Below are 14,861 nucleotides of genomic sequence, written 5' to 3' on the forward strand. Positions count from 1 at the left end.
CCGAGGCCTTCGCGGGAATGACGGCCTTAACTGAACGGCATTAGTGTCAGAAGACAAGTTTCTGCAGGTGTTTCACATGGTGCATTGATCTATAATTATGGTTGTAAAAGGTTGTAAAAAGTTTACAAATAGTGGCGCACTAAACCCACTTTGAAGAGGTGACGAAATGTCGACTGCGTTGAAATTATCTGATGATCTGGTTGAAATGGCAAAGACCCATGCTGCCGCTGAGCATCGGTCGGTTCCAAAGCAAATTGAGTACTGGGCTCGTCTTGGGAAGGCGGTCGATGACAACCCTGGCCTGCCGCTTCAATTCATTAAAGACACACTGTTGGCGGTACAGGAAGCAAAAGCCGGACAGTTGACTACCTATACGTTTGGTGTGTGACGGTGCTGGAAATTCTCGTTACCCCGACGTTTATGAAGACCGCAAAAAAGCTGCACGCCAAGGATAAGGACGTAGTGGATAGGGCGGTGAAAGACATCGCGGCTAACCCAGCAATTGGTGAAGAGAAGAAGGGCGATTTGGTTGGCGTGTTTGTTCATAGATTCAAGTTGAATAAGCAAGAGGTGCTGCTGGCTTATCGCTTGCAATCTGACAAATTCGCACCTGGCGCGATAGTGTTGCTGAGCCTCGGATCGCACGAAAACTTTTATGCGGACCTGAAGCGGCTAAGGTAGGGAAAATACAACGCCCTACAGGAGGTAACCAAGATGGGACTAACACGCAATTTCAAGCAGACCGTTGTTGAACGAGTCAAGCGCGACCCGCCCTTTGCAAAGGCGCTGCTGGATGAGGCAGCTAGCCTGTTTCTGAATGGTGAACCGGAAACGGCGCGCTTGATCCTGCGCGACCTTGTTAATGCAACCGTGGGTTTCGAGGCACTGGCACGGCAGACGACCAAACCCAGTAAAAGCCTGCACAGGATGTTGTCGGAGCAGGGCAACCCGAGCATGGATAATCTCGCCGCCATTTTCTCAGCGATCAGGAAAGAGCTCAATGTAGGAATCCAGGTTCAAACGGTCGAACTTACCTGACGCGCCAAACACCTCCCCATTGATAGCTACGACCCCTGCACCAGCTTCTGCAGCGCTTCCGGCTTGATGATGATCAGGCGGTGCGAGTCCTTCTGCACGATCCCTTGCTGCACCAGCGTCAGCAGTGCGCGCGTGACGGTTTCGCGGCTGGTGTTGATCATGTTGGCGATATCCTGGTGGGTCGGCAGGTTTTCGACCACCGGCGGCGCGCCCGGCTGGTCGCTCGGCTTGCGCTGCATGAGCACAAGATAGGTGTAGATCCGCTTGGCGGTGTTATTAATCGACAGCAGCGCGCGGAACTCCGAATCGCGCTGGATTTTCTGCGCCAGATACTTGAGCATCTGGCTGGCCACGGAGGGCGAGTGCGCAAACAGATGCATCGCGGTCGGGGCCGGCAGGAAGGCGACTAGCACTTCCGTCATCGCTACCACTGACGCCGAACGGGTCGAGTTGTTAATCAGCGCGATCTCGCCGAAGAAGTCACCCGGCGCCAGCATGCGCAGCCCGATCGCGCGCCCGTCTTCCGTGATGTCAACCACCTGGAGCTGGCCGGACAGCAGGAACAGCAGGCCGTCGCCGCTGCCGCCTTTTTGCAGCACCACTTCACGCTTGGCGTGCTGGCGAATCCGCAGCTCCGCCTTGACCCGGATGATTTCTTCGTCGTTCAACTCCGCCAGCAACGGTATCTTGCGCAGGTGGATCTGGATCTGGCGCTGCTCATCGGGAGCAGGCGCGGCTGCGGCTGACGGTGCCGCCGCGGCCGATTCATCTTCACGGATATTTGCTTCCTTATTGGACGCCATACTTATCTTTCCGGGTGGTTCAGGTGCCGCATGTTCAGGCAAACATCGGGGCTATTTGGGCACAGCCGGCGGCAAATGCAATACCCGCCGCATTAGCGCCAATGTCGCGCCAGCAAAATGCGCGGTCAGGCACCAGCGACTGCAGGCATTCAATTACCCAGCCGCCGACCAACATACCCAGCAGCCAGGCCGCGCTTTCCAGCGCACCCTCGGCAATCCGCAACGCCAGCGCGCTAAGTGCGGCAAATGCCGCGAAATGCAGGAGTTTGTCGTTTGGCAACTTGGGCAGCCAGCGGTTGGGAACCAGGCAGCCGGCGGACAGGGTCGCTGCAGCACCCACGAACAATATTATTTCCCCGCCCATGCCCATCCTTACCAACAAAATTCCGTGAAGCCAGATTGTATACGTTCAAGGGCCCTGTACATGCCAGCTGAGCTGAAGAAGCCGGTTATTGTACTTAAACAGGGAAATATCTTCATTGTTGTATACCGCCCGCGCCTCAAGCTGCAGCGATTGGTTTTTTTTGATCGGGTAGACGAGGGTTCCGCGCACAACGTGGGTTGCCTGCTTGCGCACCTGATCGATCAGGCCTGGCGCATACGGAAGTTCGCTGCGCCAGCCTTGGCGCGTGTAGCCCATTTCGCCGGTCAGTTCGCCCAGCAGCTTGCGTCGCGCCAGCAGGTTGAGAGCGACGCCGTCGCGGCTGCCGCCCGGGCGTGCGGCGCTGGCGCGGTCGTCCAGGAAGCCGATGCTGGCGCTGGCGTACAGGCCGTCCTGGCGGTACGATAATTGCCCGCGCAATTCGAAGGTATTCGAATCGAAGTTGGTCAGGTTCAGGTATTCGGTGCGCGTGATCCCGCCCATCAGGTTGAACTGCAGGCTGTTCGGCAAGGGCAGCGGTGGACCAATGCGCGCCTGCAGCTGCAGCTGGCGCTGATAGAAATGGCCGCCAAGGCCGGTCAACCCCAGCATAGCCGTGGTGCGCAGCGTCCATTTGCCAAAGCGGTACGGACTTTCTACGCCCATGTAGAGCGAGGCGCTGTCGTACTGGCGAAGCGTGTCGTTGCGCCGACCCTGGTACTGGACGAAGCCGATGGTGCCATTCGGCGTCACTTCGCGCATGTACTCGGCGGCCAGCATGGTGTACTGGTCGTGCCTGGGCAGGAAGTCGGGCAGCAGGGGCAGTTCGATCTGGCCGCCGTCGCGGTCGATGATGTAGCTCGGCTTGCTGGCGCCCTGGTTCACGTTCTGGTCGACGCCGCGGCCGAGCACGAACGACGAAGCGCTGATCGCATGCCAGCGCTCGCAGCCGGTCTCGCGCGCGTCGGCGATCAGGTCCAGGATGCCCTGGGGCGGGTCGAAACGCGTCTCGATGATGGCGAACAGGCGCGCGGCCTCGTCGGCGTGCCCCAGGCTGCACTGGATCAGGGCCACTTCGAGGTAGGCCCCCGCGTGCAGCGGTTCGTTTTCGATCACCCGCATCAGGGCGGCCGAGGCGTCGTTCTTGCGGCCTTCGGCGAGCGACTGCAGGGCGTCCGCGTACAAGTCGGGCTGCGCTGCTTCAGGTTCGTGCGGCTGCTGAGCGTGGACCGCCACGCTCAGCGCCAGCATAGCCGCGCCGACCAACTGTTTCATCGTCATGCGGCCATTCCTTGCGTTTCGGGCTGTTGCGCCGTCGGGACGTCGCTTGCCCCTTCCGTACCAGGGTCGAAGGTATACAGGGTGGTCGGCTTTTCCTTGCCGCGCAGTAGGCGGTCGCCCAGCAGGATGAAGCGGTGGCGGGTCGAACGCTTCACGGTGCCGGCGCCGACGATCACGTTGTGAACGAAATCGCGCGCAGCCTGTTCGAGGCGTGATGCGGTGTTCACGCTGTCGCCGACGGCAGTATAAATGCTGCGGAACGAGGTGCCGAAGTCGCCCGCCATGGCCGGCCCGCTTTCGATGCCGATACGTACGCGCAGCGGCGGGAAGCCAGCCTTCATCCGTTGCTGGCTCATTCGCTCGACCCGCAGCGTGATCGCGCGCGCTGCATCCAGCGCCAGATCGGCATGCTGCTCGATCGGCAGCGGGGCTCCCCAGAAGGCCACCAGGCCGTCGCCAGTGTATTTGTCGAGGGTGCCTTGGTGCGCGATGACCGGTTCGGTCAGGCAGTCGAGGAAGTCGCGCGTCAAGCTGGCCGCGTCCTCCACCGGCAGCGATTCGACCTGGCTGGTATAGCCTTCCATGTCGGCGACGAGGGTCGTCACGTCGAGCTGGCGCGGGCGCAGCGGGTCTTCAACGTCGCTGCGAAGCAGCTGTTCGACCACTTCAGGCGCAACGTACTGGCGCAGGGTGTCAAGCAGGTGGCGCGAGCGGCGCTGCGACTGCTGCCACTGGTAGGGTACGGCAAAGGCGAGCAGGAAAAGGTTGGTCGCCAGCGGCGCCGTGGTGGAAAAGTGCGGGTCGTGACGGCTGGCGAAGTACGCCAGTACCAGCCACGCGGCGGACATGGCGCCCAGCATGCCGACGCTGGCCACGGCCGACAGGCGCGGGAAAGCGAAGGTGGCGAGCAGGGCGGCGCCGACGGCAAAGAGGCAGGCCAGCAGTGCGCCCGGCCACGGAGCGGGCGCCGAACCTTCCTGCATGTCGAGCAGGGTGGATAGCATGGTGGCCTGCACCCCGAGGCCGGGACGGTTGGCGGCTAGCGGCGTCGACACCCGGTCGCCCTGTCCCATCGAGGACGAACCGATGATCACCAGCCGCCCGCTGACGCTGGACGGGTCGATCGTCTCCTGCAGGATTTCGGCGGCGGTCACCACCGTGTAGGCACGCCAGTCGCGCTTGTAGTTAACCCGCATTAAACCGGTGTCGGGCAGCGCGAGCGGCGGCTTGCCGGTGCAGCAGTTGACCAGGGCCAGTGCCAGTGCCGGATACTGCTGCTTATTATATGTAGTCACCATCGGTACGCGGCGCAGGGTGCCGTCGGCGTCGGGAATGAAGCCGATGTTGCCGACCCGGGGCGCCTGCGCCAGCCCGGCGTGGTTCGCGATATAGCCGGTCGCCTCGACACCGCTGCCGGCGTAGCCGCGCACGGCGCCCGCCAGCACGCCTTCGCGCAGCAGTTGCGGGCGCTTGGGCTGGTAGTCGAAGGCCTGGGCCATTACCACCGGGCCATGTTCGGCCAGCGCAGCCAGCCTGGCGTCGCCGGCACGGTCGGAATGTTCGGAAAAGACGATGTCGAGTGCAACGCCGCGCGCACCGTAGGTACCGATAAGGGTTTCAACCAGGCCGGCGATGCGCTCGCGCGGCCACGGCCACGGACCCAGCTCGCTGGTGCTGCTTTCGTCGATGTCCACCACCAGGATACGTGCTTCGGGCGCATCGCTCACTTGCAGCTTGATAAATACGTCGCGCAGCCATTCGTTGCCGAAATACGACACATCGCGCGGTGCGCCCCATTGCGCCCAGACCGTCAGCAGGATGGCGGCGGCGGCGATCAGCGCGCGCACAAGCCCGGCGGGCAGGCGCAACGGCCAACGCGGCACAGAATGGGAAGGGGAAGTTTCAAGCACGCCGGCTGGAAAGTGCATCAACACTTGTTCTGAATAAACATCCAGTATATCGCGTTAGGGAAGGCTGAAACACAGTTGCTACAAAATGTAAGCAACTGATTGCCATAGGGAACTTGATCTAGAATGTGATCGTCATCACGGAAAACGTCGTTCCACGTCGGATAATGGTGGAAAAGGGGAAAACTATGCTGCGTCAACTACTCGTAACCGCCAGCTTCGCACTTGCTGCGCAGGCTGCACATGCTGCCGAAGCGGGCAAGATCATCTTCGCGGCAGGCAGTGCCCAGGTGGTGGACCGCCCGGCTGCCGAAGGCGCGCGCGTGCAGGAAGGCGAGCTGCTAAGTACCGGCCCAGACGGTTTCATTTACGTCAAGACGATCGACAACGGCCTGTTCATCCTGCGCCCTAACACCAGGGCGCGTATCGCAACCTACCACGTCGACGCGAAAAATCCGGCCAACACCCGCATCAAGCTCGAACTGCTGAGCGGGGTGGCGCGCAGCCGTTCCGGCGAGGCCGTCAAGCTGGCGCGCCAGAATTTCCGTTTCAATACCCCTGTCGCCGCCATCGGCGTACGCGGCACCGACTTTACCGTTTTCACCGACAACAATACCTCGCGCGTGGCCGTGATCTCCGGCGGCATCGTGGTCAGCGGCTTCATGGGCGCCTGCCGTCCGGAGGGCGCGGGCCCTTGCGAGGGCACTGCCAGCCGCGAGCTGTCGGCTTCCCAGCGCGGCCAGTTGCTGCAGGTGCAGCGCGGCCAGGCAGCGCCGCAGTTGCTGCAGGGCGGCGCCTTGGGACCGGACGACGTCGCGCCGCCGCGCGGTGATGAGCCGATCGGCAAGAATTCGGGCGTCAACAGCTCGTCGGCTATCGTATCGGCCGAACCGAACCTGGATGCCAAGAAAAGCCAGAGCTTGAGTGCGGCCGTGGGCCAGCCTCCAGTGGTTGCACCGCCGCAGCCGGTCGCGCCGGCGCCGCCTCCGGTTGAAACCACGCCACCGCCGGTAACGCCGCCCGTAGTGCAGCCGCCGGAACTGCTGCCCCGCACCGTCGTGTGGGGCCGCTGGCAGCCGGTGATCGGGCGCCCGGCACAAATTAACTTTGAGGCCGAAAAGAGCAAGTCTGACTTAGTCGCTGTTAATGGCAACTTCGTGTTGTTCCAGACCCGCGGCAAGGACTACGCGGCGCCGGTCAACGGCAGCATCGGTTTCCAGTTGGCCGAAAGCGAAGCCTATATATATAGCACCGATGGAGCAGGGGGGGGCGTGGTCACGCCGTCGAAGCTGACCAACGGCTCGCTGAACGTCGATTTCGGGACCCGCCTGTTCACTACGGCAATGGACCTGCAGGATGGCGCCAGCGTGGTCAGGCTGCAAGCAGGCGGCGCGGTCAGCGCCACTGGCGGTCTTTTCGGCGACAGTTCGTACTCGCGCCCTGGCTACATGAACGTCACGGGCCAGTTGAGCAGCGAAAACGGCGGCGAGGCGGCGTATGTCTTCGATAGCCGCCTTGACACCACACGCACCGTGAACGGTGTCACCTACTGGCAAAAATAGCAGGCCCCCGCGCTTCAACCGCCCACGGCAACGAAGCGTTCTATTATGTGTGCCTGGCAGGGCGCACCTGTTGGTGAAAGGCCGGTCGCGAGATCCGGGCTTCACCACCTCTGGCGAACGCCATGCCATCCCCTTCCACTTCCAGCGACCACAGCCGGGCTTCCGACCAGGAAGCCGTGCGCAAGATGCGGTATTAGTCCGATCAGGCGACTGCCCCGGACGCTTTCTCGGACGTGCGCAACGCCGGCCTGCCGGCTAATGCCGTTAAGTTAAGCTAATAAATCGTCGTTCCCGCGAAGGCGGGAACCCACAGCGTCTACGAACTGACGTGCTATGGATTCCCGCCTTCGCGGGAATGACGGCCTTAACAGAACGGAATTACGGCCTGCCGGCAAGTTTTTTTTGGCCGGGTCAACCTTACGCTGTCGCAAAACCGATACGCAGCAGTTAATACGTTCAACATTTATTGTTTCAATTTGTAAGTGTCACTTTGTCGCTTATTTGAAAAAACATGAATGGCGTGCGATCGACAGGAGCGCCAGGGGACCCAGTAAAAGAGCGAAATCCCACCTTCCGCCCGGGGCGTGCAGGGAAATCGGGATTGTCTTAGGGCAAGGTATTGCTTTCGCGGTAATATTCTCTGATAATGATCCGCCATATTTTTATGGGAAAAAATCCAAGTAATGTTTGAAGGAATTGTTCATTTTTGTGATGATCGTCACACAAGGTGGGCAAGGCCTTCTGCCATTATTCGGTACGTTGGATTGCAGCCCACACATGTGTCACTGCAAATTGAATTTACTCATGATCGAAAGATCGACATAGGAGCATTAAATGGCATCGACTTATCACACCCAGATTCAGAAGCTGTACGTTGCTTACTTCAACCGTCCAGCAGACTTTCTGGGCCTCGACTACTGGGAAGGCGTAGTTGAGCGCGCCGCCGCCGCTGCCGGCACCGACCCAGTTAAAGTTACTGCTGCAGTTAACGCAACCCTCGCAGCGATCTCCGGCGGTTTCGCCGCGAGCGCTGAATACAAAGCCGAATACGCTGGCCTGGACACCGAACACGTCGTTGGTAAGATTTACCAGAACTTGTTCGGCCACGCCCCTGACCTGCCAGGCCTGATCTACTGGTCGAACGGCATCCGCGCCGGTAACTTCACCATCGCTACCGCAGTTACCGTGATCGCCGGTGGCGCACAAGGTTCCGACCTGGTCGCATTCAACAACAAGGTGACCGCGGCTACCGCCTTCACCAACGCACTCGACACCGGCGCAGAAGTCCTGGCTTACAGCGGCGAAGCCGCCCTGGCAGCTGGTAACCTGTTTATCGCTGGCGTAACCAATGACGCATCCCTGGCAGCAGCTATCGCTCCTGCTGCCCTGAACGCAACCATCGCGTCGATCGTTGAATTGGCTAACCCGGGCACCACGTTCAACCTGACTACTGGTCTGGATACCGTTCTGGGCACTTCGGGCAACGACACCATCAACGGTGGCACCCTGAACACCTTAAGCGCATTCGATAACATCGACGGCGGTGCTGGTAACGACACCCTGACGATTCTGACCGACGCTGCTACCCTGCCAGGCGGCGCGACCATCAAGAACGTCGAGAACATCAATGTGAACGCCTCCGTTGCAGGTAATTTCACTGCAAATGCCTCGGCCTACACCGGCGTTAAGTCCTTCTCCGTGGTTTCCTCGGCACAAGCCGCTGGCACCCTGACCGTTGACTCCGCTTCTGGCGTTACCGTCAACTCCGCAGCAGCAACCACCGGCATCATCAACGTTGGTCAATCTGTTGCAGCTACCGGCGCTGTGGACGTTTCCAAAGTCATCACCGCCGCAGGCAACAACATTGGTGGTGCAATCAACATTAAGGGTGGTACCACCGTTAATGTTTCCACTTCCGCTACCAACTCCGGCGCTGCCGGTACTGTAGTTTCCCAAGGCGACGTAACCGTTACCGGTACTGCTGACACTACCTCCGTCACCGTTAAGCAATCCGCAACCGTTGCTGCTGTTGCAGCTGCTGCAGAGACTGCTGTTGTTGACTTCGGCGGCGTGGCAGCTCAGAACGCCACGATCGTGGTTGGCGGCCTGACCCTGACGGTTACCGACGTTGGCGGTATGACTGGTGCTGAGATCGCTGCAGCTTTTGCGAGCCTGGCCAACGGCGCAACCGGTCCTAACCCTGCCAAAGGTACCTTCACCGGTACTCTGACTGGCTGGAGCACTGGTGTAGTTGGCGCTGTTGATCAGATTACCTTCACCAGCACCACCAACGCCAACGTAACCAACCTGGCGGTTACCGGTACTGCAACGATCACTGGTGTGACCACGACCAACGGTACCGCTGGTAACAACGGTATCACTGCTGGTGCTATTGCCATCACCGACGTGAACGCAGCCTCGGCTTCCGCTGCTGGCAAGATCACCACCGTCAGCCTGGAAAACTTCGGTGCAACCACCATCAACTCGGGTGCCCTGGCTACCCTGACCCTGGCTGGTAAGGGCACCACCGTGACCGAAACCGCTGGTGCACTGACCACCGCGACTGCTACGACCCTGGCTCTGAACCTGAATGGCGTGACCACTTCCGGCGCAGTGACCCTGGACGCAGACCACACCACGCTGAACATCGCTTCCAGCACCGCTACGAACACGCTGGCAAACCTGGCTGCTTCCGGCGCCAAGGCTGTCAACATCAGCGGCGACAAGGCTCTGGTGGTATCCGCTCACACTCTGGATGCAGCTGCTGTTATCACCAGCACCAACTCCACTGGCGTGACCATCACCGCAGAACTGGGCACTGGTGTGACCTTCGTTGGCGGTGCAGGCGACGACGAAATCGGCCTGGGCGCTTCGACCAAGGCATCCACCCTGGGCGCTGGCGACGACGTTGTGACCCTGAGCGGTGCCGCTCTGGGCGTTGACGGTTCTGTGGCTGGTGGCGATGGCCGCGACACCCTGGTGCTGACCGCTGCGAACGCGATCACCGCTACCGCAGGCACCGCTGTTGCAAACTTCTCCGGCAAGGTAACCGGTTTCGAAGTCCTGGCAGTTGGCGCTGTCGGCGTCGCTGGTGAAATCAAAGTGGCTAGCCTGGACAACTCGTCCTGGAACGCCATTGACACCGTGCTGTTCACCGGTGCTGTTGGTGCAGCAGTGACTGTTTCCGGCCTGGTAAGCGGCGACACCATCGCCTTTGAAGCAACCAACGGTGCAGCAACCACCGCCGCTGTAACCGGTGCGACCGCTGCTACTGCTGACGTGCTGAACGTAAGCATCTCCGGCACTGCTGGTATCAACGTCAACACCGTTATCGCTGCTGACATCGAAACCATCAACTTCAAGACCGACGACGCGGCTACCACCGCTTCGGGCATCCAGCACACCGCTGCGCTGACCGCCGGTTCCGTGAAGACCATCACTGTTGCAGGTGATGCAGGCCTGGCGCTGACCAACACCGACACCACCGTCACCTCCTTCGACGCTACCGGCGTTACCAAGGGTGCTGTGAACTGGACCACCGGTGCACTGGCTGCTGCTGCCACCATCAAAGGTGGCGCTGGTATTAACACCATCGATGCTAGCCTGGCTACCAAGGCTGTGACCTACACCGGCGGTGCAGGCGTTGATAACATCACCATCAGCAACGCTAATGCTAACGTGATTGATGCCGGTGCTGGTAACGACGTTATCACCGTAGGTAACGGCGCGAACACCATCACCGCAGGTGCTGGCAACGACACCATCAACCTGGGTAGCGGCGCTAACACCGTGGATACCGGTGCAGGCACTAACAGCGTGAACTTCGATGTTGCAATCGCTGGCCTGAACAAGATCACCCTGGGTTCCGGTGTTGATACCCTGGACTTCGACGTTGTCTCGACGGCTGCTGGTTACTACCCATCGGTTACCGGCATCGCTGCTGGCGACAAGATTGACTTCGTATCTGCCTTCGCCGTTGCTGACGAAGCAACCCTGGGCGCGAAGATCACCCTGGGTGGTAACGCATCGTTTGCTAACTACCTGGACGCTGCTACTGCAACCGGTGGTGCAACTGCAGGTCAGGAAGTGAACTGGTTCCAGTTCAACGGTAACACCTACGTCACCCTGGACAATAGCGCTGAAGCAACCTTCAAGGATGGTTCTGACCTGGTGATCGAACTGGTTGGTCTGGTTGACCTGAGCACCTCGACCCTGGTAGCCGAAGTCATCACCATCGTTTAATTCCCTTAAACGACAAGCATCCGCCCCCGGGTAGGTGCTTTAGGTGAGAGCCTCTCAACCCCATCCCTCACAAAAGGGGTGGGGTTTTTTCTTAGTGCATCGCAAAATGGTGTGCTCAGAAAAGACCCCAAATAACAAGGAAAAGCAATGAGTGACTGGACTGCCGGCTATGTGGCCGATATTGGCTATACCTATGGCTATTACACCGAATTGAATCCACAGCGTGTCAAGCTCGCATTTCTGAACCAGGGCTTGGTTTTCCCAGAGGTCGGTACTGCGTGCGAGCTAGGTTTTGGCCAAGGATTGAGTGCCAACGTCCACGCCGCCGCCTCGGTCACCCAGTGGCACGGCACTGACTTCAATCCCAGTCAGGCGGGCTTCGCCCAGGAATTGGCCGCCGCTTCCGGTACTGGCGCCAAGCTCTACGACGAAGCCTTCGCCGACTTCGCCAACCGGGCCGATCTTCCGGACTTCGACTACATCGGCCTGCACGGAATATGGAGCTGGATTTCCGACGAGAATCGCCAAGTCATCGTCGACTTCATCCGCAAGAAGCTCAAAGTCGGCGGTGTGCTCTACATCAGCTACAACACCTTGCCGGGCTGGGCTGCCTTTGCCCCCATGCGCCACCTCATGACCGAGCATGCCGAGGTACTCGGCTCGGAAGGCCGTGGCATCGTCAGCCGCATCGACGGTGCCCTCGACTTCGCCGAGAAGCTGCTGGCGACCAATCCCCTCTTCAGCCGTGCCAACCCGCTGGTCGGGGATCGCCTGAAGAAGATGAAGGAACACAACCGCCATTACCTCGCCCACGAATACTTCAACCGCGACTGGCACCCGATGCACTTTGCCACCATGGCCGAATGGCTAGACGGCGCCAAGGTGCAGTTCGCCTGCTCCGCCCACTACCTCGACCACATCGAGGCGGTCAATCTAACCGCAGAACAGCAGGCCTTCCTGAAGGAAGTCCCTGATCCGATGTTCCGCGAGACCACTCGCGACTTCATGGTCAACCAGCAGTTCCGGCGCGACTACTGGGTCAAGGGCGCGCGCAAGCTGAATGCGCTGGAGCAGGCGGAAGCGCTGCGTGCGCAGAAGGTCATCCTCACCACCCACCGCGCTGCCGTGTCGCTAAAGGTCACCGGCGCCCTTGGCGAGGCCGACATGAGCGAGGCCGTCTACGCCCCCATCCTCGACCTGCTGGCCGACCACAAGGCCAAGACGCTGGGTCAGATCGAGCAGTCACTGAAGGACAAAGGCATTGCCGTCGCCCAAATCATCCAGGCCGCCATGGTGCTCACCAGTGCCGGCCACCTGGCGTTGGTGCAGGACGATCAGGTGATCAATAAGGCCAAGACGCAGACCGACAAGCTCAACGCCCACCTCTGCCAGAAGGCGCGCGGCAGCAACGATATCGGTTACCTGGCTAGCCCAGTAACTGGAGGTGGTTTTGCCGTCAACCGCTTCCAACAACTCTTCCTCATCAGCATCGGCCAAGGCAAAGAACAGCCCGCCGAATGGGCGCAATCCGTGTGGCAGATTCTTGCCGCCCAAGGCCAGAAACTGGTCAAGGAAGGCAAGACGCTGGAGACTTCTGAGGAGAATCAGACCGAACTCACGGCCCAAGCCCAGACCTTCGCTGAGAGACAGTTGCCCATTCTCAAGGCGTTGCAGATCGTTTGAGTTGAAAGCCATTGAAACCCCTGTAACTTCGGTTGACTGCCGCGACATCATCCGCAAACTCGCGCATATATCATTCTGACGGTAGCAACCAACAGAAGCCCAAGGCCCTCATACGGTCTTGGGCTTTTACCATTTCTGGACCGTCAAGAAGGAATCCCATCATGAAGAAGGCTATACGCCCTCCCGCGCTCGGCTGGATAACGCCCGATAAGGACAGCACCCGCCCATCCCAAGGCCGACCGAGAGGCACCCGTGTTCGGCCCTACGACCCTCAGGAAGGCGGTCTTGCCGCGCAGCCTGGACCTGATGCTCTCGCTGAGGTAGCGCCGCTAGACAAGCCGTCACGGCAGGAGGCTACGCGCTTGGCCTCCATAGATCCGCAATCGCCCACTCCCACAGTCCCCCGTCGGCCTCGTCAGCCACGGTTGATTTTCTTTGGTCATCGGACACACGATGCGCACCGATGCCGACCAAAAAGCCGCACGCAGCGCCAAGCGGACGCCACCGGCCAGGGCAGGACCGAAGCCTCGAAGGCGGCCCGTCAGGGAGAGCAAAACATCAGCGACAACAACCATTCAGGAGAACGAGATGAGCACCGACAATCCGAACTAGACCATCATTCTCAACTGGCGCACCAAAGGATTCGGTTGCGTCAAGAATTGTCAATATTACAATTGGCGCGACTCGCCGCTCCTGCCCCACGGAGGGCAGAGCGCCGAGGCAGTATCGAGCTTCATCACGCAATGCCGAAAGACGTTCGTCACCATCAGCGGCGGGGCCGATCCGCTCTATCGCTACGAGGAATACGGCGACCAATTACTAGAGATGATCGCCGTCATCAAGGCCCACGGTTTCCGGGTGCGCCTGATCACGCGGGAAGTGCAGCACATCGCCAAGCTGCGCGGCGTGGTCGATCACTTCTCGATCTCGCTGGATGCGGATGTCCTGGACGAGATAGACCAGCATCGAGCGGACTGGGCGGGACTCGATATCGATTACTCCCTGGTGCTTCCGGCGATCCCGAGCGCCGACCTCGTGCGCATCAAGCCGCAGTACGCTGCCCTGCGCGGTAAATCGGCGGGCGATTGGTGTTGAGGGAGAACCTGAACAGCATCTTCTCCGTGGACAGGAAGTCGCTGTCTTTCGGCCACAACGGCATCGTGTTTGTGCCGAAGGCGCTGTGCCTGAGCGGGAGCTACCTGTCCACCATCGACTGCGCCGGGTACGAGATCATGCAGGACAACGAGGCGCTGGCCGCCTACCTGATGGGCGACCCGCGCATCCACCTGTTCGGAGGCATGGTGCGTCACCTAGTCAGTCCGACGCTGCACACGGACTACGGCGATATCGACGTAATCGCCACCGATCCCGCCGTCATCGAGGAACTGACGGGCCGCTTCGGCTACGCGTTCCGGGAAAGCTCCACCAGCGAAAATTATCCGCGCTACTTCCTGGGCAAATCCAGCAGGGCAGGGAAGACGATCCAGCTGATCCTGATGCGGTCAGGCGCGGATGCCATGAGGTTCATCCATAACGCCCAGTACGACCTGGACCGGATCGGGTAAAGGTGTGTTGCAGGATTTGGACGGGTGGATTCGACGCAAGCTGCGCTGCCTGCTATGGCGGCAATGGAAGCGTCCTGCTACCCGGAGGAAGAGGCTACAAGCAAGAGGCCTCGACGATCAACGCGCGTGGAAGTCGGCAGTCAATGGGCGAGGACCTTGGTGGAACGCCGGGGCGAGTCACATGAACGCCGCCTATCCAACGAGCTTCTTCGACGTATTAGGGTTGGTCTCGCTGCTGGAAACCCGGCAGCGCTTCCAGATTGTTCAATGAACCGCCGTATCCGGAACCGCAAGTACGGTGGTGTGAGAGGGCGACGGGGGTAACCCCGTCCCCTACTCGATGTCCAGCTTGGGCGCGTCTAAAAAACGCTACAATGAAAGAATGATTGTTTAGCAATTCTATTTTGAGCGGACGAAGG

The 14,861-nt window shown here is 60.1% G+C and carries 13 protein-coding genes; 9 read left to right on the forward strand and 4 right to left on the reverse strand.

Going from position 1 to position 14,861, the window contains the following annotated elements:
- Window positions 1-166: 166 nt before the first annotated feature.
- From HHL21_RS08760 to HHL21_RS08770, 3 genes are read left to right on the forward strand one after another with little or no spacing between them, the layout of a single operon-like run.
- Window positions 167-388, forward strand: coding sequence for a TA system antitoxin ParD family protein (locus HHL21_RS08760; RefSeq protein WP_169464873.1), 222 nt, complete (start codon window positions 167-169; stop codon window positions 386-388).
- Between the two features lie 2 nt (window positions 389-390).
- A complete protein-coding gene (locus HHL21_RS08765; RefSeq protein ID WP_370659689.1) occupies window positions 391-681 on the forward strand; it encodes a type II toxin-antitoxin system RelE/ParE family toxin in 291 nt (96 codons plus the stop codon).
- A 33-nt stretch (window positions 682-714) separates the two neighbouring features.
- Window positions 715-1,038, forward strand: coding sequence for a helix-turn-helix domain-containing transcriptional regulator (locus tag HHL21_RS08770; RefSeq protein ID WP_169464875.1), 324 nt, complete (start codon window positions 715-717; stop codon window positions 1,036-1,038).
- A gap of 26 nt (window positions 1,039-1,064) precedes the next feature.
- Here HHL21_RS08770 and HHL21_RS08775 read toward each other — a convergent pair whose 3' ends face one another.
- Genes HHL21_RS08775 through HHL21_RS08790 form a run of 4 tightly spaced genes read right to left on the reverse strand, consistent with a single transcriptional unit; the run spans window position 1,065 to window position 5,411 of the window.
- Window positions 1,065-1,841, reverse strand: a complete 777-nt coding sequence (locus tag HHL21_RS08775) for a Crp/Fnr family transcriptional regulator (RefSeq protein WP_169464876.1) — start codon at window positions 1,839-1,841, stop codon at window positions 1,065-1,067.
- 34 nt (window positions 1,842-1,875) lie between these two features.
- A complete protein-coding gene (locus tag HHL21_RS08780) occupies window positions 1,876-2,205 on the reverse strand; it encodes a VanZ family protein (RefSeq protein ID WP_169464877.1) in 330 nt (109 codons plus the stop codon).
- Window positions 2,206-2,250: 45 nt separating this feature from the next.
- Entirely contained in the window at window positions 2,251-3,483 is a 1,233-nt protein-coding gene (locus tag HHL21_RS08785) for a tetratricopeptide repeat protein (protein WP_229496236.1), read from the reverse strand.
- Complete coding sequence (locus HHL21_RS08790) at window positions 3,480-5,411, reverse strand: CHASE2 domain-containing protein (RefSeq protein WP_169464878.1); 1,932 nt, start codon at window positions 5,409-5,411, stop codon at window positions 3,480-3,482. Before HHL21_RS08790 ends, HHL21_RS08785 begins: the two co-directional genes overlap by 4 nt.
- Window positions 5,412-5,578: 167 nt before the next feature.
- On the opposite strand from HHL21_RS08790, the gene HHL21_RS08795 reads away from it, so the two are divergent.
- The 6 genes from HHL21_RS08795 to HHL21_RS22300 all read left to right on the forward strand — a co-directional run bounded on the left by HHL21_RS08795 (window position 5,579) and on the right by HHL21_RS22300 (window position 14,713).
- Window positions 5,579-6,952 carry a FecR family protein gene (locus tag HHL21_RS08795; RefSeq protein ID WP_229496238.1) on the forward strand — a complete coding sequence of 458 codons (1,374 nt, stop codon included), beginning with the start codon at window positions 5,579-5,581 and terminating at the stop codon, window positions 6,950-6,952.
- Between the two features lie 834 nt (window positions 6,953-7,786).
- A complete protein-coding gene (locus tag HHL21_RS08800; RefSeq protein WP_169464879.1) occupies window positions 7,787-11,194 on the forward strand; it encodes a DUF4214 domain-containing protein in 3,408 nt (1,135 codons plus the stop codon).
- A 147-nt stretch (window positions 11,195-11,341) separates the two neighbouring features.
- Complete coding sequence (locus HHL21_RS08805; RefSeq protein WP_169464880.1) at window positions 11,342-12,877, forward strand: methyltransferase regulatory domain-containing protein; 1,536 nt, start codon at window positions 11,342-11,344, stop codon at window positions 12,875-12,877.
- 825 nt (window positions 12,878-13,702) lie between these two features.
- Window positions 13,703-13,972, forward strand: coding sequence for a hypothetical protein (locus tag HHL21_RS08810; RefSeq protein ID WP_169464881.1), 270 nt, complete (start codon window positions 13,703-13,705; stop codon window positions 13,970-13,972).
- Window positions 13,969-14,442 (forward strand): hypothetical protein, encoded by a 474-nt coding sequence (locus HHL21_RS08815; protein ID WP_169464882.1) that lies wholly within the window; start codon window positions 13,969-13,971, stop codon window positions 14,440-14,442. The genes HHL21_RS08810 and HHL21_RS08815 overlap by 4 nt, the downstream gene beginning before the upstream one ends.
- Window positions 14,443-14,446: 4 nt before the next feature.
- On the forward strand, window positions 14,447-14,713 hold the full coding sequence (locus HHL21_RS22300; RefSeq protein ID WP_502569989.1) for a group II intron maturase-specific domain-containing protein: 267 nt from the start codon (window positions 14,447-14,449) through the stop codon (window positions 14,711-14,713).
- The last annotated feature ends 148 nt before the right edge of the window (window positions 14,714-14,861 follow it).

This window comes from Massilia polaris (genome assembly GCF_012927275.1).
In the GTDB taxonomy this organism is placed as follows: domain Bacteria; phylum Pseudomonadota; class Gammaproteobacteria; order Burkholderiales; family Burkholderiaceae_D; genus Telluria_A; species Telluria_A polaris.

Bases quoted from the DNA above. Each gene is read 5' to 3' on its own strand.
- HHL21_RS08775 (WP_169464876.1), bottom strand. From the start codon at position 1,841: ATGGCGTCCAATAAGGAAGCAAATATCCGTGAAGATGAATCGGCCGCG.
- HHL21_RS08780 (WP_169464877.1), bottom strand. From the start codon at position 2,205: ATGGGCGGGGAAATAATATTGTTCGTGGGTGCTGCAGCGACCCTGTCC.
- HHL21_RS08790 (WP_169464878.1), bottom strand. From the start codon at position 5,411: ATGCACTTTCCAGCCGGCGTGCTTGAAACTTCCCCTTCCCATTCTGTG.
- HHL21_RS08770 (WP_169464875.1), top strand. From the start codon at position 715: ATGGGACTAACACGCAATTTCAAGCAGACCGTTGTTGAACGAGTCAAG.
- HHL21_RS08800 (WP_169464879.1), top strand. From the start codon at position 7,787: ATGGCATCGACTTATCACACCCAGATTCAGAAGCTGTACGTTGCTTAC.
- HHL21_RS08760 (WP_169464873.1), top strand. From the start codon at position 167: ATGTCGACTGCGTTGAAATTATCTGATGATCTGGTTGAAATGGCAAAG.
- HHL21_RS08795 (WP_229496238.1), top strand. From the start codon at position 5,579: ATGCTGCGTCAACTACTCGTAACCGCCAGCTTCGCACTTGCTGCGCAG.
- HHL21_RS08785 (WP_229496236.1), bottom strand. From the start codon at position 3,483: ATGACGATGAAACAGTTGGTCGGCGCGGCTATGCTGGCGCTGAGCGTG.
- HHL21_RS08810 (WP_169464881.1), top strand. From the start codon at position 13,703: ATGATCGCCGTCATCAAGGCCCACGGTTTCCGGGTGCGCCTGATCACG.
- HHL21_RS08805 (WP_169464880.1), top strand. From the start codon at position 11,342: ATGAGTGACTGGACTGCCGGCTATGTGGCCGATATTGGCTATACCTAT.